Raw genomic sequence first — 23,228 nt, 5'->3', positions numbered from 1 at the left:
TGCGATCAGCCGTCAGGTTGGCTTGACGGCGTACCGCCGGATGCGACCTCCGCCACATTCACCGGCGAAGGGCCCGCCCGGACGGTGCCGGGCGGGCCCTCAGGTCGTACGACCGCTTACGCCAGGAGCGCCGGGATCGTCTCCTCGTGGGCCTTGCGCAGCTCCTCCAGGGAGAGGGTGAACTCGCCCTGGACGTCCACCGAGTCGCCGTCGACGACACCGATCCGGGTGGCCGGCAGACCACGCGCACCGCACATGTCGTTGAAGCGGACCTCCTCCGAGCGCGGCACGGCGACGATCGCACGGCCGGCCGACTCGGACAGCAGGAAGGTGAAGGCGTCCAGGCCGTCGGGGACGACCAGACGAGCGCCCTTCCCGCCGAGCAGGGCCGACTCGACCACGGCCTGGATCAGACCGCCGTCGGACAGGTCGTGCGCGGAGTCGATCATGCCGTCGCGGGAGGCGGAGATCAGGATCTCGGCCAGCAGCCGCTCCCGCTCCAGGTCGACCTTCGGGGGCAGACCGCCCAGGTGGTCGTGGATCACCTGGGACCAGGCCGAGCCACCGAACTCCTCGCGAGTGTCGCCGAGGAGGTAGAGCAGCTGGCCCTCCTCCTGGAAGGCGACCGGGGTGCGGCGCGCGACGTCGTCGATCACACCGAGGACCGCCACGACCGGGGTCGGGTGGATGGCGGCCTCGCCCGTCTGGTTGTACAGGGAGACGTTGCCGCCGGTCACCGGGGTGCCGAGCTGGAGGCAGCCGTCCGCCAGACCGCGCACGGCCTCGGCGAACTGCCACATCACCGCCGGGTCCTCGGGCGAGCCGAAGTTCAGGCAGTCGGAGACCGCGAGCGGCTTCGCACCGGTGGTGGCGACGTTGCGGTACGCCTCCGCGAGGGCCAGCTGGGCGCCGGTGTACGGGTCCAGCTTGGCATAGCGGCCGTTGCCGTCCGTCGCGATGGCGACGCCGAGGCCGCTCTCCTCGTCGATGCGGATCATGCCCGAGTCCTCGGGCTGCGCCAGCACCGTGTTGCCCTGCACGAAGTGGTCGTACTGCGACGTGATCCACTTCTTGGAGGCCTGGTTCGGGGAGCCGACCAGCTTCAGGACCTGCTCCCTCAGCTCCTCGCTCGTCTGCGGGCGCGGCAGCTTGTTCGCGTCGTCCGCCTGGAGGGCGTCCTGCCAGTCGGGACGGGCGTACGGGCGCTCGTAGGTCGGGCCCTCGTGGGCGACCGTGCGCGGGTCGACGTCCACGATCTTCTCGCCGTGCCAGAAGATCTCCAGCCGGTCGCCGTCGGTCACCTCACCGATGACGGTGGCGATGACGTCCCACTTCTCGCAGATCTCCAGGAAGCGGTCGACCTTCTCGGGCTCCACCACCGCGCACATGCGCTCCTGCGACTCGCTCATGAGGATCTCCTCGGGCGAGAGCGTGGAGTCGCGCAGCGGCACGTCGTCCAGGGTGACGGTCATGCCGCCGGAGCCGTTGGAGGCCAGCTCGGAGGTGGCGCAGGACAGACCGGCCGCGCCGAGGTCCTGGATGCCGACGACCAGCTTCTCCCGGAACGCCTCCAGGGTGCACTCGATGAGGAGCTTCTCCTGGAAGGGGTCGCCGACCTGGACGGCGGGGCGCTTCGACGGCTTGGCGTCGTCGAAGGTCTCCGAGGCGAGGATCGAGGCGCCGCCGATGCCGTCGCCGCCGGTCCGGGCGCCGTACAGGATGACCTTGTTGCCCGCGCCGGAGGCCTTCGCCAGGTGGATGTCCTCGTGCCGCATCACACCGATGGCGCCCGCGTTGACCAGCGGGTTGCCCTGGTAGCAGGCGTCGAAGACGACCTCGCCGCCGATGTTGGGCAGGCCCAGGCAGTTGCCGTAGCCGCCGATGCCGGCGACCACGCCCGGCAGGACGCGCTTGGTGTCGGGGTGGTCGGCCGCGCCGAAGCGCAGCGGGTCCACCACGGCGACCGGGCGGGCGCCCATCGCGATGATGTCGCGGACGATGCCGCCGACACCCGTGGCCGCGCCCTGGTAGGGCTCGACGTACGACGGGTGGTTGTGCGACTCGACCTTGAAGGTCACGGCGTAACCCTGGCCGACGTCCACCACGCCCGCGTTCTCGCCGATGCCGACGAGCATGGCGTCCGACTGGGGCGCCTTCTCGCCGAACTGGCGCAGGTGGACCTTGGAGGACTTGTACGAGCAGTGCTCGGACCACATGACCGAGTACATGGCGAGTTCGGCGCCGGTCGGGCGGCGGCCGAGGATCTCCACCACCCGCTCGTACTCGTCCTTCTTCAGGCCGAGTTCGGCCCAGGGCAGCTCGACGTCGGGGGTCGCGGCCGCGTGCTCGACCGTGTCCAGAGGCGTCCGGCTCATGCGTTGACCAGCTTCTTGAGGATCGAGGTGAAGAAGGGGAGGCCGTCGGTGCGGCCGGTGCCGATCAGCGGCTCGACGGCGTGCTCCGGGTGGGGCATGAGGCCCACGACGTTGCCGGCCTCGTTGGTGATGCCGGCGATGTCGCGGAGCGAACCGTTCGGGTTGAAGTCCAGATAACGGAAGACGACCCGGCCCTCCGCCTCCAGCTTGTCGAGCGTGTACTCGTCGGCGACGTACCGGCCGTCCATGTTCTTCAGCGGGATGTGGATCTCCTGGCCCTGGCGGTAGTCGCCGGTCCAGGCCGTCTCCGCGTTCTCCACCCGCAGCTTCTGGTCGCGGCAGATGAAGTGGAGGTGGTCGTTGCCGAGCATCCCGCCCGGGAGGAGGTGGGCCTCGGTGAGGATCTGGAAGCCGTTGCAGATACCGAGGACCGGCAGACCGGCCTTCGCCTGTTCGATCACGGAGTCCATCACCGGCGAGAACCGGGAGATGGCCCCGGCCCGCAGATAGTCGCCGTAGGAGAAGCCGCCGGGCAGCACCACGGCGTCGACCTGCTTGAGGTCCCTGTCCTTGTGCCACAGGGCGACCGGCTCGGCGCCCGCAAGGCGGATCGCGCGCTGGGTGTCCCGGTCGTCGAGGCTGCCCGGGAAAGTGACGACGCCAATACGAGCGGTCACTTGGCCGCCTCCGCGACTTCCGCAGGCTCTTCCACCTTGACGGTGAAGTCCTCGATCACGGTGTTGGCGAGGAAGGATTCCGCAAGATCGTGGATGCGGGCGAGCACGGCCTCGTCAACCGGCCCGTCAACTTCCAGTTCGAAACGCTTTCCCTGACGTACGTCCGAGATCCCTTCGAATCCCAGGCGCGGCAGCGCACGCTGGACCGCCTGGCCCTGGGGGTCGAGGATCTCCGGCTTGAGCATGACGTCGACTACGACGCGTGCCACTGGCACTCCCGGTGTGTGGTGCTGAGCAGGTTCCTTCAGACTACCCGCACAAAATTTCTACGCGGGTAGAGTTGTAGGAAACTACGTGAGGCGCATCACGATCGGGTGTCGAAGCCGTACGCTCAGCAAAAATTCTGGGAAAGTTCCCCAGTCCGCCCGCGAGACCTATTGATCCGGGACACGCGGAGGGATTTAGTCGGGCTTCACTTTGCATTGCCGGGCACTGTACAAATGAATTGGCAATAGCCGATACTCGGCACGTCATCGCGTTGAGCTGTATCGACGTGCCGCACGAAGGGACCGATATTCGTGGCGCAAAAGGTCGTGGTCACTCTCTTCGACGACATCGACGGCTCTGAAGCGGCGGAAACGATCGCCTTCGGACTCGACGGCAAGTCGTACGAGATCGACCTGAACGAAACCAACGCCAAGAAACTGCGTACGGCGCTCGCGCCCTACGTCGAGGCCGGCCGCAAGCGCTCGCGGTCCGGCAAGGCGTACAAGCAGACCGAGGTCGCACCCGACCCGGCGGCCGTCCGCGCCTGGGCACAGGCCAACAAGATGGACGTCCCCGCGCGCGGACGCATCCCCAAGAAGGTCTACGAGGCGTTCAGCGCCGCGCAGTGAGCCCCGCCCCGGGGCCGGCCGAGCCCGCGAAGGGGCAGCCCTCAGGGTCCGTCAGCGCTCCCTGAGGGCCGTTCACTTGGGCCCGGCGATGGTGCGCGGGCGCTCCACGGGGAGCCGACTTGCGCTACCCCCCTGCTGATCAGCTAATGTCTGGAGCACGCCGAGGGGCGAGGCCGAAAGGCCGGATCCCAAGGACATGCGGGTGTAGTTCAGTAGTAGAACATCCCCCTTCCAGGGGGAAGGCGCAGTGTGCGATTCCTGTCACCCGCTCTGACACCGGTCAGAACCACTCTTGTGGATCAGGTAGGCTGGTGTTCGCACCGATCGGTGGGAGCCGGTCGGGAGCAGTGCGGACGTAGCTCAGTTGGTAGAGCGCAACCTTGCCAAGGTTGAGGTCGCGAGTTCGAGCCTCGTCGTCCGCTCGGGAAAAAGACCCCGGTCCTCTGGACCGGGGTCTTTTCTATGCGCGCGCACTTCCGATATCAGAGCGATCCACTCGAACGCCCCCGCTCGAACACCTGTGAACGTCGCCACATCCACGCCTTCCCCGGGCACACCGGAAAGGCCGCGCGTTCGGCGCCGAGGACTCGCGGGACATCCCGTAGGGGACGGCGAAAGCCCTGACAGCAGGCCGAAGTTGACCGCCGGAAGGCCGGCCGGGCGAACTCGGGGAGATCGCGGGAGCGTCCCTTCCCCACCACCGCCGGATCGGGCGCCGAGCACCTCTCCGCGGAAGTGTGTCCCGCACCCCCGCCGGGTTGGGTATAGTTGCTCTCGCGCCACGGCGCAAGGCGGACGTAGCTCAGTTGGTAGAGCGCAACCTTGCCAAGGTTGAGGTCGCGAGTTCGAGCCTCGTCGTCCGCTCCAGAGAAAAGCCCCCCGGCTTCCACCGGGGGGCTTCTTCGTGTTCTACGGCATTCCGTCGGCGCGCCCTACGACCAGCGGGTGCCGGTCAGCCGCTCGTAGGCCTCCACGTACTTCTGCCGGGTCGCGGCCACGACGTGCTCCGGCAGCTCCGGCGGCGGCTGCTCGCTCTTGCGGTCCCAGCCGGACTCGGCGGAGGTCAGCCAGTCCCGGACGAACTGCTTGTCGTACGACGGCTGCGCCCGGCCCGGCTGCCACTGGTCGGCCGGCCAGAAGCGGGAGGAGTCCGGGGTGAGGACCTCGTCGGCCAGCACCAGCGTCTCGCCCTCGAAGCCGAACTCGAACTTGGTGTCCGCCAGGATGATCCCCCGCTCACGGGCGATGTCCCGGGCGCGCGAGTACACCGCCAGGGTGGCCTGGCGCAGCTGGGCGGCGGTCTCGGCGCCGACCTGGCGGGCGACCTCCTCGTAGGAGACGTTCTCGTCGTGCTCGCCGACCTCGGCCTTGGTGGCCGGGGTGAAGATCGGGGCGGGCAGCTCGGAGCCGTCCACCAGGCCCTCGGGGAGGGCCAGACCGCAGACCGTCCGGGACTCGTCGTACTCCACCAGACCCGAGCCGGTGAGATAGCCGCGCGCCACGCACTCCACGGGGACCATCTCCAGGGACTTGCAGATCAGCGTGCGGCCCGCCCAGTCGGCGGGTGCGCCCTCGGGCAGCTCGGTGCTGATCACATGGTTGGTGGCCAGGTCACGCAGCTGGTCGAACCACCACAGGGAGAGCTGGGTGAGGATGCGCCCCTTGTCGGGGATCTCCGTGGGCAGCACCCAGTCGTAGGCGGACATACGGTCGCTGGCGACCATCACGAGGTCGCCCGCCTCGTTGCGGTACAGCTCGCGCACCTTTCCGGTGTGCAGGTGCACCAGGCCCGGAACCTGAATCGGCTCGGGCTTTTCTACGAATCCGGACACGGTTCCTCCCCGTGGTTCTGTCCAAGTGCCTCGATTCTCCCTTACGGGGGCGATGGGTTTCGGTCAGGGGTCAGTCGCGTTTGCAGATGCGGTCCAGCAGGTTCGCCGTGGCGCGCTGGATACGGGGGTCCACATGGCCGGGGCGGTCCAGCGCCGGGGACCAGGCGAAGGTGCCGGAGGCGAACACCCAGGCGCCGGAGGGAGCCCGGTAGAGGGAGGTCTCCTGGTGGCGCAGGACGCCGGCGGTGTCGGTGTAGGGCGAGTGGGCGAGCAGGATGCGCTCGTCGTGCTCGGGCAGCGGGGTGCGCGGGAAGTAGCGGTCCGCCTCACCGGCCACCAGCCCCGGGATCTCGTCGCCCTCGACCGCCCCGGTCGCCTCCCACAGCCAGTGGCCGGCGTTGCGGACGACCAGCGGGTGCGGCTCGGGGACGCGGCCCGCGTACTGGATGCCGACCACTTGCTGCTCGGGCCGGTCGATCTCCCGCCACAGCACCGGTTTGCCAGGGCCCTTGCGCTTGCGGCAGGTCAGCAGCCGGTCCGGGACGCCGGACGGCGAGGGGGCCAACTCCACCTGCCAGTACATGGTGTTGGCGGACAGGAACACCAGCGAGGTGCCCTGGTCCCGGGCGTCCTCGACGGCCCGGCGCATCGGCACCGACCAGTACTCGTCGTGGCCGGGGAAGACCAGGCCCCGGTAGCGGGCGGGGTCGACGCGTCCGGCGTGCAGATCGCGGGCGTCGGCGTAGGCCAGGTCGTAGCCGTAGCGCTCGGCCCAGCGGATGAAGTCGTAGGCGTGGCCGACGTGCAGCGGCAGGCCGGCGCCGGCGTAGGGGCGGTCGAAGGAGACCGTGGTGGCCGCGTCCGCCTCGCCCAGCAGCCGGCCCTGCTCGTCCCAGGCGTGGTAGAGGCTGGCGCCGGTGCGGCCGTCCTCCGGATAGAGGTTGTACGCCTGCCAGGTGATGTCCGGCAGCAGCAGGAGCAGGTCCGCCGGGCGGTCGTCGCGGACCGTGAAGGGCACATGGGAGCGGTAGCCGTCGGCGGTGGTCAGCACGGCCACATAGGCGCCGGTGTGCCAGTGGGCGGGCACCTGGAGGCGCCAGGACAGCCACCAGTGGTGGCAGGAGACGGTGCGGTCGGCGGCCAGCGGCGGCGGCTGCACGATGCCCGACAGCCGGGGACTGGTGGTGATCTTGGCCGCGCCGTCGCCGCCGTAGTGGCCGATCCGGTAGACGTCGACACCGAACTCCTGCGGCGGGTCGACGGTGACGTGGAAGTCGATCGCCTCGCCGGGCGCGACCGCGCCGGTGGCGGTGAAGCCCTTGATCTGCCGGTGCACGTCGTCGGCCGAGCGCGGGCCGGGGATGCGCGGGGCGGTGCGCACGCCGGTCAGCTGCTGCGGGCCCGGGTCGACGTACCAGGGCAGGATGGCGCCGGAGTCGTAGTAGGTCTCGCTTCCGCGCAGCCAGGGCACCGGGCCCAGGCCGAAGGGGTCCGTGACGGCGTGCGCGAGTGCTCCGGACTCCCAGCGGGGGATGTGGTCCGAGGCCATGGTCGCTTCCCCTCCCTCGTGCCCCCGTGTGCTGTGTCGACGGTGAACGGTGGTGGTCGGTGGTGATCGCTCGCGGTGCTGGGGTGGTGCTCGGCGGGCGCGGCCGGCGCACGGTGCCCGGCTGTGCTGTCGTATGTCGCACGCCTTTGCCAAGGGCGTGGTCGTCCCAGCACATCACATAACGCACGGGCCCGGTCACTAGTCGTTGCGAATTGACCTGAAGTGGAAGTCCCTGCTCCGTTACAGCGGGTGATACGACCGTCGGACCAGGGCTCTCAGACGAGTCGTACGGGCTTCTCCGGACGTATCCCGGACGCGGCCAGCCAGTCGCGCAGCGGGCCCGGGTCTCCCTCCTCGATCAGGCGGAGCACGCGGGGTGCCAGATCGGCGGCCCGCTCACCGTCGAGCAGCAGTGCCGGGCCGTCCAGCCAGTCCAGGGCCGGGACCGCGCCGGCGGTGTCGACGGCCGCACAGCACACCATCGCCGTGACGTGATCGGTGAGCAACTCCCGTGCCGTGCGCGGGGGTTGCAGCGGGGACAGCGGAAGTCCGCCGCCGTCCCACAGGGCGCTCTCGGGGCCCTGGCCGGGGGTGCCGGGGCCGGCCGGCGCGGCGGCCTCCTCGCGGGCCAGCTGGGCGCAGAGCCCGGCGGCCAGCGCGGCGCTGCGCTCGGTGCCGGGGTCGGTGTCCTCGTCGTCGTCCAGGTTCGGGCAGCCGTCGGCGTCGTACGGGCCCGGGTAGCCGTCGGCGTCGTACGGCTCGGTGTCCGGGTTCGGGCCGGCGGCAGTGTGGGGGTGCGGGGGCCGGGCGAGGGGCGGGTCCTCCAGCGGGGGCTCGGTGAGGTGGTCCAGGACCCGGGCCAGCGTGGGTCCGCCGGGGTCGGGGGCCGCCGGGTCGAGGGAGGGGCGGACGCCGAGGGAGTCCAGGACCCGGTGCAGCCGGGCCGCGTCCGCGCGCCAGGTGCGGTCCACCACCTCCTCCGGGTACGCCTGCCAGTCGACCGGGGCCCAGTCGGGGCCGGGCTCGGCGGGGCCGCCGTGGAAGAGGCGGGCGGCGAGCAGGGAGGTGGCCTCGTCCACCGAGCCGGGCTCCTCCAGGAGGTCGCAGGCGGGCCGCTCGCCGAGCCGGGAGGCGAAGCCCTCGGCGAGGCGGTCGCGGCGGGACAGCTCGGTGAGCGCGGCCACCACCCCCGCGTCCAGCCGGGACGGCCAGCGGCCCATCCGCCAGGCGGGCAGCGCGACCCGGGTCAGCAGCCGGTCCCAGCCCGCGTAGGCGAGGCCGACCTGTTCCTGGGCGACGATCCGCAGGCCGTAGTCCACCGACTGGGCCCGCTCCGCCGCCGCGGCCGCCACCCCGCGCTCCATCTGCGTCGCATGCTCCTGGCAGCCGCGCAGCATCAGCCGCGCCACCCAGCCGAGCGCCCCGCACACCCCTCGGGCCAGCGGGCGGCGGCCCTGCGCCGAGGCGACCGCCACCGCCGCGTCCAGCCCGCGCACGAAGCGCCGGGCGGCGGCTATGTCGGGGTGGGCCGAGGGGCCCGTACCGGCGACGACCGGGGCGAGGACGGCGCGCAGCTCGCCGACGCGCATCCACCACAGGAACGGAGAGCCGATGACCAGCACCGGCGCCGCGGGGGCGCGGTGCCGACGGCCCGGGGGCGCCGGCCCGTCGGGCGCCGGGCGCGGCGGCGGGCCGTGGGCCGAGCGGCTGCGGTCCTCCAGCCAGCTGTCGCAGTCCGGGGTGAGCGCTATGGCCGAGGGCGCGGGCACGTCCAGCCGGTCGGCCAGATCCCGCACCATCCGGTACAGGTCCGGGGCGGACTCCTCCCGGATCGGCACCGTGGGACTCATGGCGGGGCGGGCGCGGGCCACGACCAGGGCGACGCCGGCCGCGGCCAGCAGCACCAGCACGGCGAGCACGCCCACGATCCAGCGGGCCGCGTCCCAGCCGGGGCCGACGAGATGGCCGGTGGAGCCACCGGCCAGCAGGATGACCGCGGCGCCCGCGGGCAGCACGGCCACCGCCAGCGCCCGGCCCCGGACCCGCAGCACGGCAAGGGCGCGGGAGCGCGCGGCCTGCGCGCCCATCTCCATACCGATCCCGGTCACGAGCCGTCCTCGCCCCCTCCCTGCCGATGCCGTGCCGTCCTGGTCTTGCTCACTCCCCCACTGTGGCACCCGCCACTGACATCGCAATGCCGGTGGGCCAAGTGCCGGAACGCTTGCGCGGCACCCTAGTTGGGGGCCCGGCCCCCGTCAGCCGTATGGGCGATTGCTCACTCGATGGAATGGCTTTGGGCAGAGGTGGGTGACAGAAAGCAAAGATCGGGCCCCGGATTCCGTTCCGGGGCCCGATCGGGTACGTCCGCTGCCGTCACCTCGGCTTACGCCTGGGTGGCCGCCTCTGCCGCCGCCTTGGCCGCGATGTCCGTGCGGTGCTGGGAGCCGTCGAGGCGGATCCGGCCCACCGCCCGGTACGCGCGCTCGCGCGCCTCGGTCAGGTCCTTGCCGGTCGCCGTGACGGACAGCACCCGGCCGCCCGCGCTGACGACCGCGTCGCCGTCCCGCCGGGTCCCGGCGTGCAGCACGTACGCGTGCGGGGCGTCCTCGGCGGCCACCTCGTCCAGGCCGGTGATGGGGTCGCCGGTGCGCGGGGCGCCGGGGTAGTTGTGCGAGGCGACGACCACGGTGACGGCCGCGTCCTCGCTCCAGCGCAGCGGCGCCAGATCGGCGAGGGTGCCGGTCGCGGCGGCCAGCAGGACACCGGCCAGCGGGGTCCTCAGCCGGGCCAGCACGACCTGGGTCTCGGGGTCGCCGAAGCGGGCGTTGAACTCGATGACCCGGACACCGCGGCTGGTGATGGCCAGACCGGCGTAGAGCAGCCCGGAGAACGGGGTGCCGCGGCGGTGCAGCTCGTCCACCGTCGGCTGGAGCACCGTCTGGAGCACCTCGTCGACGAGCTTGGGGTCGGCCCACGGCAGCGGGGAGTACGCGCCCATGCCGCCGGTGTTCGGGCCCTCGTCGCCGTCCAGGGCGCGCTTGAAGTCCTGGGCGGGCTGGAGCGGGACGACCGTCACGCCGTCGGTCACGGCGAAGAGGGAGACCTCGGGGCCGTCCAGGAACTCCTCGATGACCACGCGCTCGCAGCCGGCCGCGTGCTCCTTGGCGGCGGCCAGGTCGTCGGTGACGACCACGCCCTTGCCGGCGGCCAGCCCGTCGTCCTTGACGACGTAGGGGGGACCGAAGGCGTCCAGGGCGTCGGCGACCTCCTCCGGCGTGGTGCAGACGTACGAGCGGGCGGTGGGCACCCCGGCCGCCGCCATGACGTCCTTGGCGAAGGCCTTGGAGCCTTCCAGACGGGCGGCCTCGCGGGAGGGGCCGAAGACGGGGATGCCGGCCTCGCGGACGGCATCGGCGACCCCGGCGACCAGCGGGGCCTCCGGGCCCACGACGACCAGGTCGGCGCCGAGGCGGCCGGCCAGCCCGGCCACGGCCGCGCCGTCGAGCGCGTCGACCGGGTGCAGCTCGGCGACCTCGGCGATGCCGGCGTTGCCGGGGGCGCAGTGCAGCGCGGTGACGTCGGGGTCGAGGGACAGGGAGTGGCACAGGGCGTGTTCGCGGGCGCCGCTGCCGATGACGAGGACCTTCACGGGGGTCAGCCTACTGGCAAGGTTGCCGAAGCCCGGGGCCCGGGTTTGTCGGACTTTCCTCCAAAGGGCCTCTTCTCCTCGTGCGGGAGGCCTCCGCTACTCGTCTACTCGGAGGCCTCCGCTGCTCATTCGGGAGGCCTCCGTTGCTCGTCTACTCGTTGGAGAACTCCTCCACCACGGTCGCCCCCAGCTCCCGGACGATCAGTTCATGCCCGGAGAGGGCCGACTCGTCCAGGTCCGGGTCGTCGTCCTCCGGGATGTCGTCCTCCGGGGCCACCGGAGGCATGGGCGGCGGTTCCGGGGCCGCCGACCGCTGGGGGGCGGAGGGGGGCGCCGACTGGGCCCCCGGACGGCCCTGCCCGGCGGAGGCCTGGGGCGCGCCCTGCTGGGGGGCGGCGGGGCGGGGGGCCGAGGAGGCGCCGTAGCCACCGCCGGGCGCGCTGCCGTGACCGCCCGCGGACGCGCCGCCGTAACCGCCCGCCGAGGCGCCGCCGTAGCCGCCTGTGCCGAAGCCCTGCGCGCCGGCCGGGGGCGCGGAGCCGCCGGACGGGTCGACGACCGCCTCGATCTTCCATTGCACGTTGAACTGCTCGGCCAGCGCCGCCCGCAGCACGTCCTCGCTGCCGCTGCCGGCGAAGTTGTCGCGGGCGCCTGCGTTGACGAAGCCGAGCTGGAGGGTGGTGCCGTCGAAGCCGGTCACCTGGGCGTTCTGGCTGAGCAGGATCCAGGTGAAGCGGCGGCGGTTCTTGACGGCCTCCAGGATGTTCGGCCACAGCGCGCGGGGGTCGAGACCGCCGACGGGAGCGGCGGCCGGGACCGGTGCGGGGGCAGTGGCGGCCGGCGCGGGGTGGTGCTGGGGCTGGTGCTGCGGCTGTGCGGCCGCGGGACGGCTCGGGGTGGCCTGCGCCTGCGGTCCGCCCTGACCGGTCTGACCGACCTGACCGCCTTGGCCGCCCGGTCCGGCCGGTCCGCTGCCCGGAGCGGCGGCCGTGGGCCAGCCGCCGGGCCGCCGGCCTGCGCCCGCCGGGGCGGCGGTGGGCCAGGCGCCGGGGGCGGACCCGGCCGCCGCCGGGGCGGGAGCCGCGGGCTCGGGTGCGGCGGGCTCGGGTACGGCGGGCTCGGGCGCGGTGGGAGCAGGTGCTGCGGGGGCCGGGGCAGGGGGCGTCGGCACGCCGGTGGGCGCGGCCGGGGCGGACGGCCCGGCAGGAGTGGCCGGAGAGGCAGACGGGGCCGGAGCCGTCGTAGGGGGAGCGGCCGGAGCGGGGGTCCCCGGGCCACCGCCGTTGGACCGTACGGCCGCGCGGGCCGCGGCGGGGCCGCCGCCGGGCGGCACCGACGGCACGGGGGCACCGCCGCCGTGGCCCCCATGGGCCTCGGGACCGGGGACGTACCCCATGGCGGGCGCGCCGCTCCCGGCCGAGAAGTTGACGCCGCGCTCCAGGCGGTCCAGGCGGGCCATCACCGAGCGCTCGTCGCCGTACGCGGCGGGCAGCAGCACGCGCGCGCAGATCAGCTCCAGCTGGAGCCGGGGCGAGGTGGCGCCGCGCATCTCCGTCAGGCCCTCGTTGACCAGGTCGGCGGCGCGGCTCAGCTCGGCGGCGCCGAAGGTGGAAGCCTGGGCCTGCATGCGCTCCAGGACGTCGGCCGGGGCGTCGATGAGCCCCTTCTCCGTGGCGTCCGGGACGGCCGCGAGGATCACCAGGTCGCGCAGCCGCTCCAGCAGGTCGGCGACGAACCGCCGCGGGTCGTTCCCGCCCTCGATGACGTGGTCCACGACCTCGAAGGCCGCGGCCCCGTCACCGGTGGCGAAGGCCTCCACGACGGAGTCGAGCAGCGAGCCGTCGGTGTAGCCGAGGAGGGAGGTGGCCATGGCATAGGTCACACCCTCCGCGCCCGCACCGGCGAGGAGCTGGTCCATGACGGACATGGAGTCACGGACCGAGCCGGCACCGGCGCGCACGACCAGCGGCAGCACGCCTTCCTCGACCGCGATGCCCTCCTTCTGGCACACCTCGGCGAGGTACTCCCGCAGGGTGCCGGGGGGCACGAGCCGGAAGGGGTAGTGGTGGGTCCGGGACCGGATGGTCCCGATGACCTTCTCCGGCTCGGTGGTGGCGAAGATGAACTTCAGATGCTCCGGCGGCTCCTCAACGACCTTCAGGAGCGCGTTGAAGCCGGCCGACGTGACCATGTGGGCCTCGTCGATGATGTAGATCTTGTAGCGGCTGCTCGCGGGCCCGAAGAAGGCCTTCTCGCGCAGCTCGCGGGCGTCGTCCACGCCACCGTGGGAGGCGGCGTCGATCTCGATGACGTCGATCGAACCCGGGCCGTTGCGGGCGAGGTCCTGGCAGGACTGGCACTCCCCGCACGGGGTCGGGGTGGGACCCTGCTCACAGTTCAGACAGCGGGCGAGGATGCGCGCGCTGGTGGTCTTCCCGCAGCCACGCGGTCCGCTGAACAGGTACGCGTGATTGACCCGGTTGTTCCGCAGCGCCTGCTGCAACGGGTCGGTGACATGCTCCTGCCCGATGACCTCGGCAAAGGTCTCGGGACGGTAGCGGCGGTACAGCGCGAGAGACGACACGCATACGAGGTTATAGGCGCCCACCGACAAAGGGCCCCGGCCGCAGGGACGCGAACGCCCCCCACGCACCCGCCAGAGCCGACCTACCCTTGCTGCCTTCCGGCCCTGGGGGAGTTCAGTCAGATAGCGCCGCGTGAGGGGCTGTGCACAGCGTACCCGATGCCGGCCTGCGAGAACGAGTTCGCAAGCACTCCCGTCGGTCATGTAATGTTTGCCGCGGAGGATTCGCCTAGAGGCCTAGGGCGCACGCTTGGAAAGCGTGTTGGGGGCAACCCCTCACGAGTTCGAATCTCGTATCCTCCGCCAGTGCCTCACCGGGCACGATGTCGAAGGGCCCCACTGTTCGCAGTGGGGCCCTTCGACGTTGTCCGCCTCAGTTTCCGTCTCAGTCGGCTTTTCCTTCGGTGCCGGGCGGCACCCTTCTGTGGCCCTCTCACTCACGCGCCGGTGCAGGTCTGCCTTCCTGCTCCGGCCCGTTCGCATGCCCGCACACCAACTTCGCAGGACGCGAAGGGGGCGTGCCGACGCCAACCACAGTAACCCGTACTCCAAGTACTGTCTAGTACTTCAGGTACCAGTCCGTACTTCGTGTACGCCCAACTCTCCCGCCAGGGCGCGCAGCTCCTCGGACGGGGGCTGGCTCATGGTCAGAAGATCGGCCACGAGCTGCTTGACCATCGGCAAGGACCGCACCATCTCCGGCGACTGTTCCCGTGCCTTCAGCAGCGCCGATACGGCGTCAGCAACCTGACGTCGCTGGGCATAGGCCCTGGCCACGTCGATCTGGAACCGTGTCTGCCGCTCTGCGGACAGTCCCGATGCGTCGACTGCCTGCGCGGCCCGAAGGGCAACGCCGGCGTCTCCGAGGTCGACCGCGACCGACACCTCGTGCAAGCCGACGTTGGTGGGCCCGAACTCCGTGTTGTAGTCGTTGCGCCCATCACCGACCCGCTCGGCCATGGCGCGAGCATCACGGAGGAAGCCGTACGCCTCATCGGCCAGGTTCAGCCGAGCGGCGGCGACCGCCCGTTGCAACGTCAGCGCACCCCGCAGCGCCACCGCCTCGATCTGCCCCGACTCCGCGAGGGACTGCAAAGCGTCAGCCGCACTGCCCGACGCTTGCGCCGCCTGCTCGAAGTGGCGCGCACCGAGGAAGACGATGGAGAGCCGGAACTCGCCGGCTGCCATCAGCAGCGGATCACCGGCTCGCTCGGCGGCGACAACGGCACGGTCAACGGCGATCCAGGCCGCCTCAGGTTCTCCCAGGTTCGCGAGCGCCCCGCTGCACGTGTGATACATGACCGCGAGCAACCGGAAGAGTTCGGGACGCTCGGCCTCTGACACCGAGCGGGTGGCCGACTCCAGCCGCGGAACGAGCCCTTCGAGCAGATCGGCCAGGTCGGCGTAGTTGCCCTGATGCGTCAGCGACCAAGCGCGGTCGACCTCGGCCCGGAGTGCCTGCACATCCGGGGGTGCGCCCTGTCGGCCGAGAATCGCCTTGAGCGAGTGCGCGGAACTCAGCACCAGTCGCAGCCGACTCGCACCCGGTGGCTCGCCTTCGGCCACGGACGCCACGATGGGAGCCTCGGCCGCCAATTCGGCGATCGGCACCTCCAGCACCTCGGCGACCTTCTCCAGCACGGTCATCCGGTCGATGCGTCGTACGCCCCGCTCCACCTGGGACACCCACGCTTCCGATCGCCCGAGGAGACCGGCGAACTCCTTCTGCGACAGTCCGCGCCGTTTGCGATGGAAGGCGATCTTGCGACCCAGCGCCTTTTGATACTCAGTGCTCAACGTCCACGCCCTTGCCGGACACGAAGTCCAGACGGTCGACCTCTGTGGCGGAAAGGTACTGGTCCCGCTCGGAGAGGAAGGCGCGGACGTAGTCCTTCGACTCGTGCTCCTCGAAGGCGTCCTTGTCCCGGTACAGCTCGTAGAACACGCGCTCCAAGGGCCGCCCGTCAACGCGGTGCACCGCGTAGATCACCGTCCCGGGCTCGTTCGCCCGGATCAGCTCGCCGGTCCGCGCCACGAGGTCATCGAACGCCGCCGCCGACGCCTCGTCCTTGCAGGTGAAGCGCACCATCAGTCCGAACATGCGAGGTCCTCTCTCCATCGGCTTCCAGGCCAGCACCAGACCACCCGGCGAACGCTATGCGCCGACCGCTCGCACGAAAAGTACGAACCCGCACTCTCAGTACGCGCACATTCGGTACGGTGCTAGTACTAATTGTACGGCTCTGCATGGTCCGTGTCAGCCGGTCGCCCCCGATGGCACGGAAGACAGCAGGTCACCGCCATGGAGGACGCCATGCCCACCCACGGACGCACCTTCCCCGGGCACCCTCAAGAACTCAGCACCGCGCGCCGCTGGATCCGAGCCACCCTGAATGGCCACCCGCGCTCCGAGGACGCCGAGCTGATCGTCACCGAACTCGGCACCAACGCCGTCACCCACACCGCCAGCGGCGAGAGTGCCGGCGCCTTCCGCGTCAGCCTCACCGTCGCCGATCGGGTGCTCACGATCGCGGTGACCGACTGCGGCCACACGAAGTCCACGCCCGAGGTTCAGGACCCACCGCTCAACGCGACCCACGGCCGCGGGCTCGCCCTGGTCGCCGCCCTCGCTGACAGCGTCACGGTCCAGGGGGACGAGTCCGGCCGAACGGTCACCGCGGAACTCGGTGTCCTGGTCAACCTTCAGGAGTCGGCGCCGTGTCTCTGAACGCCGAGCGGGACGCCCATGACCTGCCTCAGTCATCTCACAGCCGCGGCAGCAGTCCCGAGACCACGAAAGGAGGCGGCCCTGTGGTGATGGGGCCCCGACGTGGCTACTGGTGCGAGTGCTGGACGCAGCACCTCACCGAGCAGCAGGAGCCGGCGCTCCTGGCATCCTTCGACGCCTACACAGCTCCTCAGGCGGACCGGTGGGTAGCGGTCATTCTCCGAACGATCTCATCAGCCCTCGACGCAGACGCGTCGGACGCTGCATGGGAGTGGCTGTACGACGGCCGCATCGAGACCAGGCGCGCGCTCCTGCGTAGCGAACCCTGCACGGTGTCGGTGACCCACGAGGACATCCGCATCACGTGGACGATCCGCCCCGTGGTCTTCCTGCCGCTCTTGCACCGCCAGGGCGCCGAACTCCCGAACTGTGCCCATGACTTCAAGCCCCAGAAGCCCGACTGAGTTACAACTTTCTCTACGGGTTCAAGCCCCGGCTGCGCTCCGCTCCGCCCGCGCTGCGCCGACGCGCGCCCACAGGTGGATAGGGCCGGTGGCCATGAGTCGATCACCTCAGAGTGCGGCCCCGGTCAGAACAGTGCCTCCGGCGGGGGATCGGCCGGCATCGGGATGGAGGGGGCACTGTCGCCGCCCGCGGGTCCATCGTGGCGGATGCGGGGGCTCCCATCCCGCACACCATCGACCCAGGCAGAGCCGAGCAGACGCGCCCATGGCGTACGGGATGGAAGCTGGGGGCCAACAGTGGCGAGCACCGCTTAGCCCACCCCTACTCACTTCGAGAAATTTACAGCGCTGGGGACGAATGGGACAACCTTGATACGTGACGGACATGGAGAACCGCGTAAATCGGCGACTTAGTACCTGAGTACACGCATGGTCAGGTCGGAAAGCGCCCTAAAAGGCGGGCCCAATATCTGAACCGTTGCTGGCATTCGGCTTGTCGGTGGCGACCGGATAGGCCGTGCAGGTGTTTAGTCAAACCGTCAGACGGTATTCAGTGTTGTGAGTCCTTCGTCACGTTGCTTGGAGCCTTTCGCCGATGAGGGAGAGCCGCCTTTGGTTTCACGTCATGCATGACAAAGTCATTATTGAACGCCTCTGATTTCAGCCCCGTCGGACGGGTATCTCCGCTTGATGATTGCGATGCAACCTTTCGATGCCGGCCCCGCGTTTCTTCGGAGCCAATGGTAAGTTCGTTGATGCCAAGATCCTGAAGCAGGATATCGAGCAATGCGGAATCTTCCGTAGCTCCAACGTCGGCTAGCTTTTGTTGCGCCTGCATAATAACTTGAGCGAGATCGATCTTAGCGCGCAGCTTCATTCGCTCGACAAGTGCCTCGCCTCGCTGCCTCTCCAACTCTCCCTGCAAACGGTCCACCCTCGCCTCCTCGAGGTACTGGTCACCCTCCAGTAGTAGTTGGTCAACAATGCGTCCAGCGTCTGCGCGAACCCTCCGACTCTCGGTGCCGGCTTGGTCAATGATTCTGCTTGCTTCCGCCTCCGCTCTAGCAATCAAGTTTCTGGCTGCCTCGTTGGCTTCTGCTAGACGAGTCTTCGCCTCAGTGTGAGCGTCATACTCGATTCGTCGTGCAGTCGCCCGGGCCTGATTGATGACCTCTTGCGCCTTCTCCTGTGCCAGTGGAACGCCTGCTTTTGCCTCATCCAGCTGCCTCTCTATCGCAGCGATCGCGACGCGCAAGTGCGCTTCTACTTCTAGGGCGGCATTTATTCTTTTCTGGGCGTCTTCCTGCATTCGAGTCGCCTGGGCAAAAATTGACTCCGGGTCACTTGCGATAAGCCGATACCCTTCAATTTCGGCTTTCAGCGCCTCCAGCTCTGCAGTCGAAGCGGTTCGCGAATCTGTGCCGAGGTTCCATCTTTCCTCAGCTGCAACGGCGTTGGCGAGACGACGAGACCATTCCTGTGGATCACCGTTCAAATATGCGACAAGATCGAGCAGCTGATCTTTCTCAGGTAAAGTCGTTCCATTGAACATGGATGAGTATGTGGCAAGGGTGTAGCCCACTTTTTCAACCAGAAGTCTGTAGGGAGGGGACCCGGCTTGCTGGCGTAGTGAGCGGAGGGCTTGAGCGAACTGCGTACGCGGACGTCCGTCACTGGGCAGAGGCTTGAGGTTGCGACCGGCCACAGGGGCTCCCAATGTTCAGAAGGGCGTCGGGGTGGTGGCGATTGTTCAGCTTTTCGGGTCGGTTCGCCACCGGATTGCCGCAACTGGCCTCTCGCGTGTCCCGTCAAGACATTGTTCGCGATTGTTCATCACCCCCGTGCAGGGTTTGCTGTGAACAATGCGTCGGGCTTGTACTGATCTAGCGCTGCCGCACTGCGGGCAGAGCAAACGGCCCTCCCGGTGCCACGGGAGAGCCGTTCGGAGGTGTCCCAGGGTTAGAGAGGAACACGAGTGAAGAGAGTACGGCTTCTCTCCGCTGTGGAGAAGTCACTGCAGTCCTGCATGCCGGAGCCCGACCTGCGGCATGATCTTGTGATGGGACTCACCTGCGTCTCAGTCGGCTTGATCATTACTGCGTTCGCGGACGTTGGGGCGGGAGCCCAGACGGCGATCACGCTGGCCACCCTCTGGCGGGAGAGGACTGACTAGCTGGGTCAGGTGCGTCAGCGTCGCGCGCCCAGGCAGCCCGCTTGTGTACTACGGCTGGAGACTCGCGAGGCAGGGCGAGTAAAACTGTGATTGCGGTACAGCAGCGAAGTACAGCAACACAGCGTCGTATCCTCCGCCTTCACGAAGGCCCCGACCGGTTCGCCGGTCGGGGCCTTCGGTGTTGTCGGGACACGAGCAGCCGCGGCGCGTTCCGTCAGACCGGATGCCGGCGGATCCGCCAGAAGGCGAGGGCGGCCACGAGGGCCGTCAGGGCGGCGAAGAGCGCGGTCTCCAGGTACTGGAAGGTCCAGTAGCGGTCGGCCGGCTGTTCGGCGATCTCCACGTGGACGTTGCCCTTGGCGAGGCAGCTTGGCAGTTCGGAGAGCGAGCTGTGGTCCATGCAGTCCTGGAACCAGGGGGTGTGGCCGACCTCCTTGCCGGAGGAGTCGAGGATAGCGCTGGTCTCGACGACCCAGGGGCCACCGGGGATGCGCAGACCGCCGATGTCTCCGTAGGTGCCGATCTTGGTGAGGCGGCCGATCAGTTCGGCGGTGAGCGGGACCGAGGTGCGGGTCGGCGCCTGGTAGTGGGGACGGATCAGGGCGGGGACGGTGATCTGGAGAGCGGCGAAGACCACGAGGGTGGCGGCCATGGCCGGGACGGCGCGGCGCAGAACCAGGCCAAGGGTGGCGCCCAGGACGAAGGAGAAGGCCGCGTAGCCGAGCGGGGCGAGGTTGCGGGAGGCAAAGAGCACCGGCTCGAAGCGGTTGTTGAGGACGGTGGTGACCGGGCCGGTCGCCCACGTCAGCAGCAGGCTGTACAGGCCGGCGGTAGCCACGCTCAGCAGGCCGACCAGTCCGAGTTTGGCGGCGAACCAGCGGCTGCGGGTCACGCTCTGGTTCCACACCAGGCGGTGGGTACCGGCTTCCAGTTCCCGGGCGATCAGCGGAGCTCCCCAGAACACGCCGATGACGCCTGGGACGGCGAGCAGCAGGTAGCCGAGCAGGTCGGCCTGGAGGCTGTAGCGGTCGGCGAAGGCGCCGAGCGGTCCCGCGCAGGCGTCGCGGGTGGCGCAGTGGGCGAGGGTGTCGTCGTACGCGCCGTGGATCTGACCACCCAGTACGACCAGGTAGACGGCCAGGAGCACGAGTGCTCCGAGGCCCACGAGTGCCTGGGCGCGGAACTGGCGCCAGGTCATCCAGATCATCGGTGAACCTCCGCGGCGGTCGATGAGGGCGCCCCCGGCCGGAGACCGGGTGAGGATCGGGGGCGGGACTGTTCCACCCGTCCGAGGTAGGCGAGCACCAGCTCTTCGAGGCCGACCTCGGCGACGGCCCAGGGGCCACCGGCCAGCAGCGCGCGATCGGCGCGCACCACGGCGGTGCTCTCGTGTTCGGTGCGGTCCGTGCGCAGGATGGTCTCGGCACCGGCGGGCAGCGTCGCGAGGTCCGCGCGGCGGGCGGTCAGCCGGACGTGGCCGGCGACCACCTCCGCGACGTCACCGGCCAGTTGGATGCGCGAGTCGGCCAGTACGATCAGGTGGTCGCACACCCGCTCCACGTCGGGGAGGGCGTGGGAGGAGAGGATGGCGGCGGCACCGAGTTCGGTGACGGACTCCATCAGGTTGTCTAGGAACGCGTGCCGCGCCAGCGGGTCCAGGGCGGCGGCGGGCTCGTCGAAGATCAGCAGCTCGGGGCGTTTGGCGGCGGCGATGGTCAGGGCGAGCTGGGCGCGCTGGCCGCCGGAAAGCTGGCCGGCCTTGTGCCGGGGGTCGAGGTCGATCCGGGCGAGTCGGCGGTGGGCGAGGTCCGCGTCCCAGCCCGGGTTGAGCCGGGCACCCATCCGCAGGTGGTCGGCGACGGACAGGTCGGCGTAGACCGGGGTGTCCTGGGCGACGAAGCCCACCTTGGCCAGGTGGGCCGGACCGGCGGCGGGGGTGTCGCCCAGCACGCGGATCGTGCCCGAGCTGGGCGTGATCAGTCCACAGGCCAGTTGCAGCAGCGTCGACTTGCCCGCGCCGTTCGGGCCGACCAGCCCGATCACCCGGCCGGGCGGGACGTTCAGGTCGATGTCAGTGAGCGCGTGGCGGCGGCCGTACCGCTTGCCCAGCTTCACGGCTTCGAGGACCGGTGTCATGTCGCTCCCCCGGTCAACCACGCCGGGCGCGCTTGGCGCGCAACGACTGGACGAGGCGGTACACGCCGTAGCCGACCGCGATGAGGACGGCCAGATTGAGCGCCCACCAGGCGTAGAGCAACGGGCTCCGCTCGGTCTTCTCGGCTTGGGACGCCGCCGTGGCGAGCAGGGTAGGTGCGGAGATGAGATCAACCATGGGGCCCAGCCTGTGCGGACCCCGCAGGCCGCCACAGCGACCGAAGGTATGGTCCGTCGGCCGTCGAGTCGTACTTTCGGCTGGTTCGGGGCCGGACGGGGATCGCCTAGCGTGGCCCGGGTGATTGCAGCGAAGCGCCCGACGGCGTTGGTCAACGCGGGATTGGGGCTGCTGTTCGCCCTCACCGTCGTCATCATGGCCGGCCAGTACGCGGCCCAGGGCCGGACCTGGGCCTTCGACGCAAGCGTCGGCGCCCTCGTGTCCCTGATCGCGCTCGGCCGCGAGCGGCACCGGGGGTGGGCGGCGGCCCTCGGGCTGCTGGTGGCGGGCACTGCGGCGGTGATCGCTCGGTTCGCCCACCTGCCAGGTGAGCCCGGGCCCGGCGCGGTGCTGGGGCTGCTCGTCCTCGGCGGCTCCGCCGTACGGGCGCTCGCTTGGCGGCAGGCGGCCGCCGTCGCCGCGGCCGGACTGTCTCTGATGGCGGCCGGCCTGCTGACCGTCGAGGCGCCGAGCACCCCGTTCCGGGTCGGGATCGAGGTCTGGAGCCTCGCGCTCGGGGCCGGACTCGGCCTGCGCTTCCTGGACCACCGCCGCCGGGCCACCGCCGAGGCAGTTCGGCAGGAGGAACGGCTCGCCCTGGCACGAGAGTTGCACGACGTGGTCGCCCACCACATCACCGGCATGGTGGTCCAGACGCAAGCCGCCCGGATCATGGCCAGGCGTCGGCCCGAGAGCCTGGACTCCACCCTCGCCGGCGTCGAGGATGCCGGCGGCGAGGCGCTGGCCGCGATGCGCCGGGTGGTCGGTCTGCTGCGCGACGCCGACGACGTCGCCACCACCACCCCTGTGGCCTCCGGCCCGGAGCAACTGGCCGAATTGGTCCGGAGGTTCGACGGGCACGGCCCCCAGGTGAGCCTGCGGCTGCCCGCGGAACCGGCCCCCTGGCCACCCGAGGTGGCCACCACCGTCCACCGGATCGTCCAAGAGGCCCTGACCAACGTCGCCCGCCACGCCGCGCACGCCCGCTTTGCCGAGATCGACATCACCCACGGCCCGAATACCGTGACGGTCACCGTCATCGACGACGCCCCGTCCGGCCACGTTGCGCGCAAGCACCACGGCGGCTACGGCCTGATCGGCATGCGCGAGCGGGTCGAGGCACTCGGCGGCCACCTGTCCGCCGGACCCGGCCGGGACACCGGGTGGCTCGTCCGCGCCACCCTGCCCGTCCCCGCGAAGGAGGCCCGTTGAGCATCCGTGTCCTGCTCGCCGACGACCAGGCGATGATCCGCGGCGGCCTGCGCCTCATCCTGGAGGACCAGGACGACATCAGCGTGGTCGGCGAGGCCGCGGACGGCGCCGAGGCGGTCGAACTGGCCCGCCGGCTGCGCCCGGACGTGTGCCTGGTCGACATCCGGATGCCGGGACTGGACGGCATCGACGTCACCCGCGCCCTGGCCGGCCCCGGCGTCGCCGACCCGCTCCGCGTGGTCATCGTCACCACCTTCGACCTGGACGAGTACGTCCACGGCGCGCTGCGCGCCGGTGCGGTCGGCTTCGTGCTCAAGGGCGCCGCCCCCGCCCTGCTCGTCGAAGCCGTCCGCGCCGCCCACGCCGGGGACGCCCTGATCTCCCCGTCCATCACCCTGCGCCTGCTCCGCAACCTCGCCCCGGCACATGCGACGCCCGCCACCCGGCCCGCCCAGCCGCTCTCAGCCCGCGAGACGGAGGTGATCCGGGCCATCGCCAGAGGCCGCACCAACCAGGAGATCGCTGCCGCCCTGTTCATCTCCCTGAGCACCGTCAAGAGCCACCTGGCGACCATCCAGAACAAACTCGGCGTCCGCAACCGTGTCGAAATCGCCGCCTGGGCCTGGGAGAGCCGACTGATGGACTCCCCCGGAAACAGCGTCTGAGCGTCCTGCCGTGGTCGCGGTTCTGGTCTCGTTCGCTCAAGCAGTGGGCCCTG

Annotated in this window: 19 protein-coding genes, 4 tRNA genes and 1 other RNA gene; 9 read left to right on the top strand and 15 right to left on the bottom strand. The window is 70.4% G+C overall.

The window, feature by feature from the left end:
- Positions 1-116: 116 nt before the first annotated feature.
- The 3 genes from purL to purS are packed head-to-tail and all read right to left on the bottom strand — an operon-like array spanning position 117 to position 3,321.
- On the bottom strand, positions 117-2,375 hold the full coding sequence (gene purL / locus ACWCV9_RS23920) for a phosphoribosylformylglycinamidine synthase subunit PurL (protein WP_450789358.1): 2,259 nt from the start codon (positions 2,373-2,375) through the stop codon (positions 117-119).
- Entirely contained in the window at positions 2,372-3,052 is a 681-nt protein-coding gene (purQ, locus tag ACWCV9_RS23915; RefSeq protein WP_450789356.1) for a phosphoribosylformylglycinamidine synthase subunit PurQ, read from the bottom strand. Before purQ ends, purL begins: the two co-directional genes overlap by 4 nt.
- The gene (gene purS, locus ACWCV9_RS23910; RefSeq protein WP_385841381.1) at positions 3,049-3,321 is read right to left on the bottom strand and encodes a phosphoribosylformylglycinamidine synthase subunit PurS; all 273 of its coding nucleotides are present in this window, start codon (positions 3,319-3,321) and stop codon (positions 3,049-3,051) included. The genes purQ and purS overlap by 4 nt, the downstream gene beginning before the upstream one ends.
- 309 nt (positions 3,322-3,630) lie before the next feature.
- Between purS and ACWCV9_RS23905 the strand changes: the two genes are divergently transcribed.
- From ACWCV9_RS23905 to ACWCV9_RS23890, 4 genes are all read left to right on the top strand, one after another.
- Positions 3,631-3,948 carry a histone-like nucleoid-structuring protein Lsr2 gene (locus ACWCV9_RS23905; RefSeq protein ID WP_385841383.1) on the top strand — a complete coding sequence of 106 codons (318 nt, stop codon included), beginning with the start codon at positions 3,631-3,633 and terminating at the stop codon, positions 3,946-3,948.
- 198 nt (positions 3,949-4,146) lie between these two features.
- Positions 4,147-4,218 (top strand) — tRNA-Gly (locus tag ACWCV9_RS23900).
- Between the two features lie 79 nt (positions 4,219-4,297).
- Positions 4,298-4,370, top strand: a tRNA-Gly gene (locus tag ACWCV9_RS23895).
- Between the two features lie 369 nt (positions 4,371-4,739).
- A tRNA-Gly gene (locus tag ACWCV9_RS23890) sits at positions 4,740-4,815 on the top strand.
- Between the two features lie 65 nt (positions 4,816-4,880).
- Here ACWCV9_RS23890 and ACWCV9_RS23885 read toward each other — a convergent pair.
- From ACWCV9_RS23885 to ffs, 6 genes are all read right to left on the bottom strand, one after another.
- Positions 4,881-5,780, bottom strand: a complete 900-nt coding sequence (locus ACWCV9_RS23885) for a phosphoribosylaminoimidazolesuccinocarboxamide synthase (protein ID WP_450789354.1) — start codon at positions 5,778-5,780, stop codon at positions 4,881-4,883.
- Positions 5,781-5,850: 70 nt separating this feature from the next.
- Complete coding sequence (locus ACWCV9_RS23880) at positions 5,851-7,329, bottom strand: N,N-dimethylformamidase beta subunit family domain-containing protein (protein ID WP_450789352.1); 1,479 nt, start codon at positions 7,327-7,329, stop codon at positions 5,851-5,853.
- 275 nt (positions 7,330-7,604) lie between these two features.
- Positions 7,605-9,437, bottom strand: a complete 1,833-nt coding sequence (locus tag ACWCV9_RS23875; RefSeq protein ID WP_450789350.1) for a hypothetical protein — start codon at positions 9,435-9,437, stop codon at positions 7,605-7,607.
- A 275-nt stretch (positions 9,438-9,712) separates the two neighbouring features.
- Complete coding sequence (purD, locus tag ACWCV9_RS23870) at positions 9,713-10,978, bottom strand: phosphoribosylamine--glycine ligase (protein ID WP_450789348.1); 1,266 nt, start codon at positions 10,976-10,978, stop codon at positions 9,713-9,715.
- A gap of 151 nt (positions 10,979-11,129) precedes the next feature.
- On the bottom strand, positions 11,130-13,562 hold the full coding sequence (locus ACWCV9_RS23865; protein ID WP_450789346.1) for a DNA polymerase III subunit gamma and tau: 2,433 nt from the start codon (positions 13,560-13,562) through the stop codon (positions 11,130-11,132).
- A 50-nt stretch (positions 13,563-13,612) separates the two neighbouring features.
- Positions 13,613-13,707, bottom strand: an RNA gene (gene ffs / locus ACWCV9_RS23860) — signal recognition particle sRNA small type.
- Between the two features lie 73 nt (positions 13,708-13,780).
- On the opposite strand from ffs, the gene ACWCV9_RS23855 reads away from it, so the two are divergent.
- Positions 13,781-13,868 (top strand) — tRNA-Ser (locus ACWCV9_RS23855).
- 261 nt (positions 13,869-14,129) lie between these two features.
- On the opposite strand, the gene ACWCV9_RS23850 is transcribed toward ACWCV9_RS23855, so the two are convergent.
- Together ACWCV9_RS23850 and ACWCV9_RS23845 are read right to left on the bottom strand one after the other, a co-directional pair.
- A complete protein-coding gene (locus tag ACWCV9_RS23850) occupies positions 14,130-15,359 on the bottom strand; it encodes a helix-turn-helix domain-containing protein (RefSeq protein WP_450789344.1) in 1,230 nt (409 codons plus the stop codon).
- Positions 15,349-15,663, bottom strand: a complete 315-nt coding sequence (locus ACWCV9_RS23845) for a putative quinol monooxygenase (RefSeq protein WP_450789342.1) — start codon at positions 15,661-15,663, stop codon at positions 15,349-15,351. The genes ACWCV9_RS23850 and ACWCV9_RS23845 overlap by 11 nt, the downstream gene beginning before the upstream one ends.
- Before the next feature lie 213 nt (positions 15,664-15,876).
- Here ACWCV9_RS23845 and ACWCV9_RS23840 point away from each other — a divergent pair, with 213 nt between their 5' ends.
- On the top strand, positions 15,877-16,290 hold the full coding sequence (locus ACWCV9_RS23840) for an ATP-binding protein (RefSeq protein ID WP_450789340.1): 414 nt from the start codon (positions 15,877-15,879) through the stop codon (positions 16,288-16,290).
- Between the two features lie 89 nt (positions 16,291-16,379).
- The gene (locus tag ACWCV9_RS23835) at positions 16,380-16,754 is read left to right on the top strand and encodes a hypothetical protein (protein ID WP_450789424.1); all 375 of its coding nucleotides are present in this window, start codon (positions 16,380-16,382) and stop codon (positions 16,752-16,754) included.
- Positions 16,755-17,304: 550 nt separating this feature from the next.
- On the opposite strand, the gene ACWCV9_RS23830 is transcribed toward ACWCV9_RS23835, so the two are convergent.
- From ACWCV9_RS23830 to ACWCV9_RS23815, 4 genes are all read right to left on the bottom strand, one after another.
- On the bottom strand, positions 17,305-18,306 hold the full coding sequence (locus tag ACWCV9_RS23830) for a hypothetical protein (RefSeq protein ID WP_450789338.1): 1,002 nt from the start codon (positions 18,304-18,306) through the stop codon (positions 17,305-17,307).
- Between the two features lie 835 nt (positions 18,307-19,141).
- Positions 19,142-20,134: a hypothetical protein gene (locus tag ACWCV9_RS23825; RefSeq protein ID WP_450789337.1), complete on the bottom strand. Its 993-nt coding sequence runs from the start codon at positions 20,132-20,134 to the stop codon at positions 19,142-19,144.
- Positions 20,131-21,063, bottom strand: coding sequence for an ABC transporter ATP-binding protein (locus ACWCV9_RS23820; protein WP_450789336.1), 933 nt, complete (start codon positions 21,061-21,063; stop codon positions 20,131-20,133). Before ACWCV9_RS23820 ends, ACWCV9_RS23825 begins: the two co-directional genes overlap by 4 nt.
- 13 nt (positions 21,064-21,076) lie before the next feature.
- A complete protein-coding gene (locus ACWCV9_RS23815; RefSeq protein WP_450789335.1) occupies positions 21,077-21,259 on the bottom strand; it encodes a hypothetical protein in 183 nt (60 codons plus the stop codon).
- Between the two features lie 120 nt (positions 21,260-21,379).
- Here ACWCV9_RS23815 and ACWCV9_RS23810 point away from each other — a divergent pair, with 120 nt between their 5' ends.
- Both ACWCV9_RS23810 and ACWCV9_RS23805 read left to right on the top strand, forming a co-directional pair.
- On the top strand, positions 21,380-22,510 hold the full coding sequence (locus tag ACWCV9_RS23810; RefSeq protein WP_450789333.1) for a sensor histidine kinase: 1,131 nt from the start codon (positions 21,380-21,382) through the stop codon (positions 22,508-22,510).
- Positions 22,507-23,175: a response regulator gene (locus ACWCV9_RS23805; protein ID WP_450789331.1), complete on the top strand. Its 669-nt coding sequence runs from the start codon at positions 22,507-22,509 to the stop codon at positions 23,173-23,175. Before ACWCV9_RS23810 ends, ACWCV9_RS23805 begins: the two co-directional genes overlap by 4 nt.
- The last annotated feature ends 53 nt before the right edge of the window (positions 23,176-23,228 follow it).

The organism is Streptomyces sp. NPDC001606, from assembly GCF_053596835.1.
The sequence above is the reverse complement of the archived record's forward strand: the minus strand, read 5'-3'. Positions and strand labels throughout refer to the sequence as shown.

What these genes read in the sequence shown, in the direction of transcription:
- purL (WP_450789358.1), bottom strand. Translation starts at nt 2,375, where the DNA reads ATGAGCCGGACGCCTCTGGACACGGTCGAGCACGCGGCCGCGACCCCC.
- ACWCV9_RS23880 (WP_450789352.1), bottom strand. Translation starts at nt 7,329, where the DNA reads ATGGCCTCGGACCACATCCCCCGCTGGGAGTCCGGAGCACTCGCGCAC.
- ACWCV9_RS23845 (WP_450789342.1), bottom strand. Translation starts at nt 15,663, where the DNA reads ATGTTCGGACTGATGGTGCGCTTCACCTGCAAGGACGAGGCGTCGGCG.
- ACWCV9_RS23840 (WP_450789340.1), top strand. Translation starts at nt 15,877, where the DNA reads ATGCCCACCCACGGACGCACCTTCCCCGGGCACCCTCAAGAACTCAGC.
- ACWCV9_RS23835 (WP_450789424.1), top strand. Translation starts at nt 16,380, where the DNA reads ATGGGGCCCCGACGTGGCTACTGGTGCGAGTGCTGGACGCAGCACCTC.
- ACWCV9_RS23830 (WP_450789338.1), bottom strand. Translation starts at nt 18,306, where the DNA reads ATGTTCAATGGAACGACTTTACCTGAGAAAGATCAGCTGCTCGATCTT.
- ACWCV9_RS23825 (WP_450789337.1), bottom strand. Translation starts at nt 20,134, where the DNA reads ATGATCTGGATGACCTGGCGCCAGTTCCGCGCCCAGGCACTCGTGGGC.
- ACWCV9_RS23820 (WP_450789336.1), bottom strand. Translation starts at nt 21,063, where the DNA reads ATGACACCGGTCCTCGAAGCCGTGAAGCTGGGCAAGCGGTACGGCCGC.
- ACWCV9_RS23815 (WP_450789335.1), bottom strand. Translation starts at nt 21,259, where the DNA reads ATGGTTGATCTCATCTCCGCACCTACCCTGCTCGCCACGGCGGCGTCC.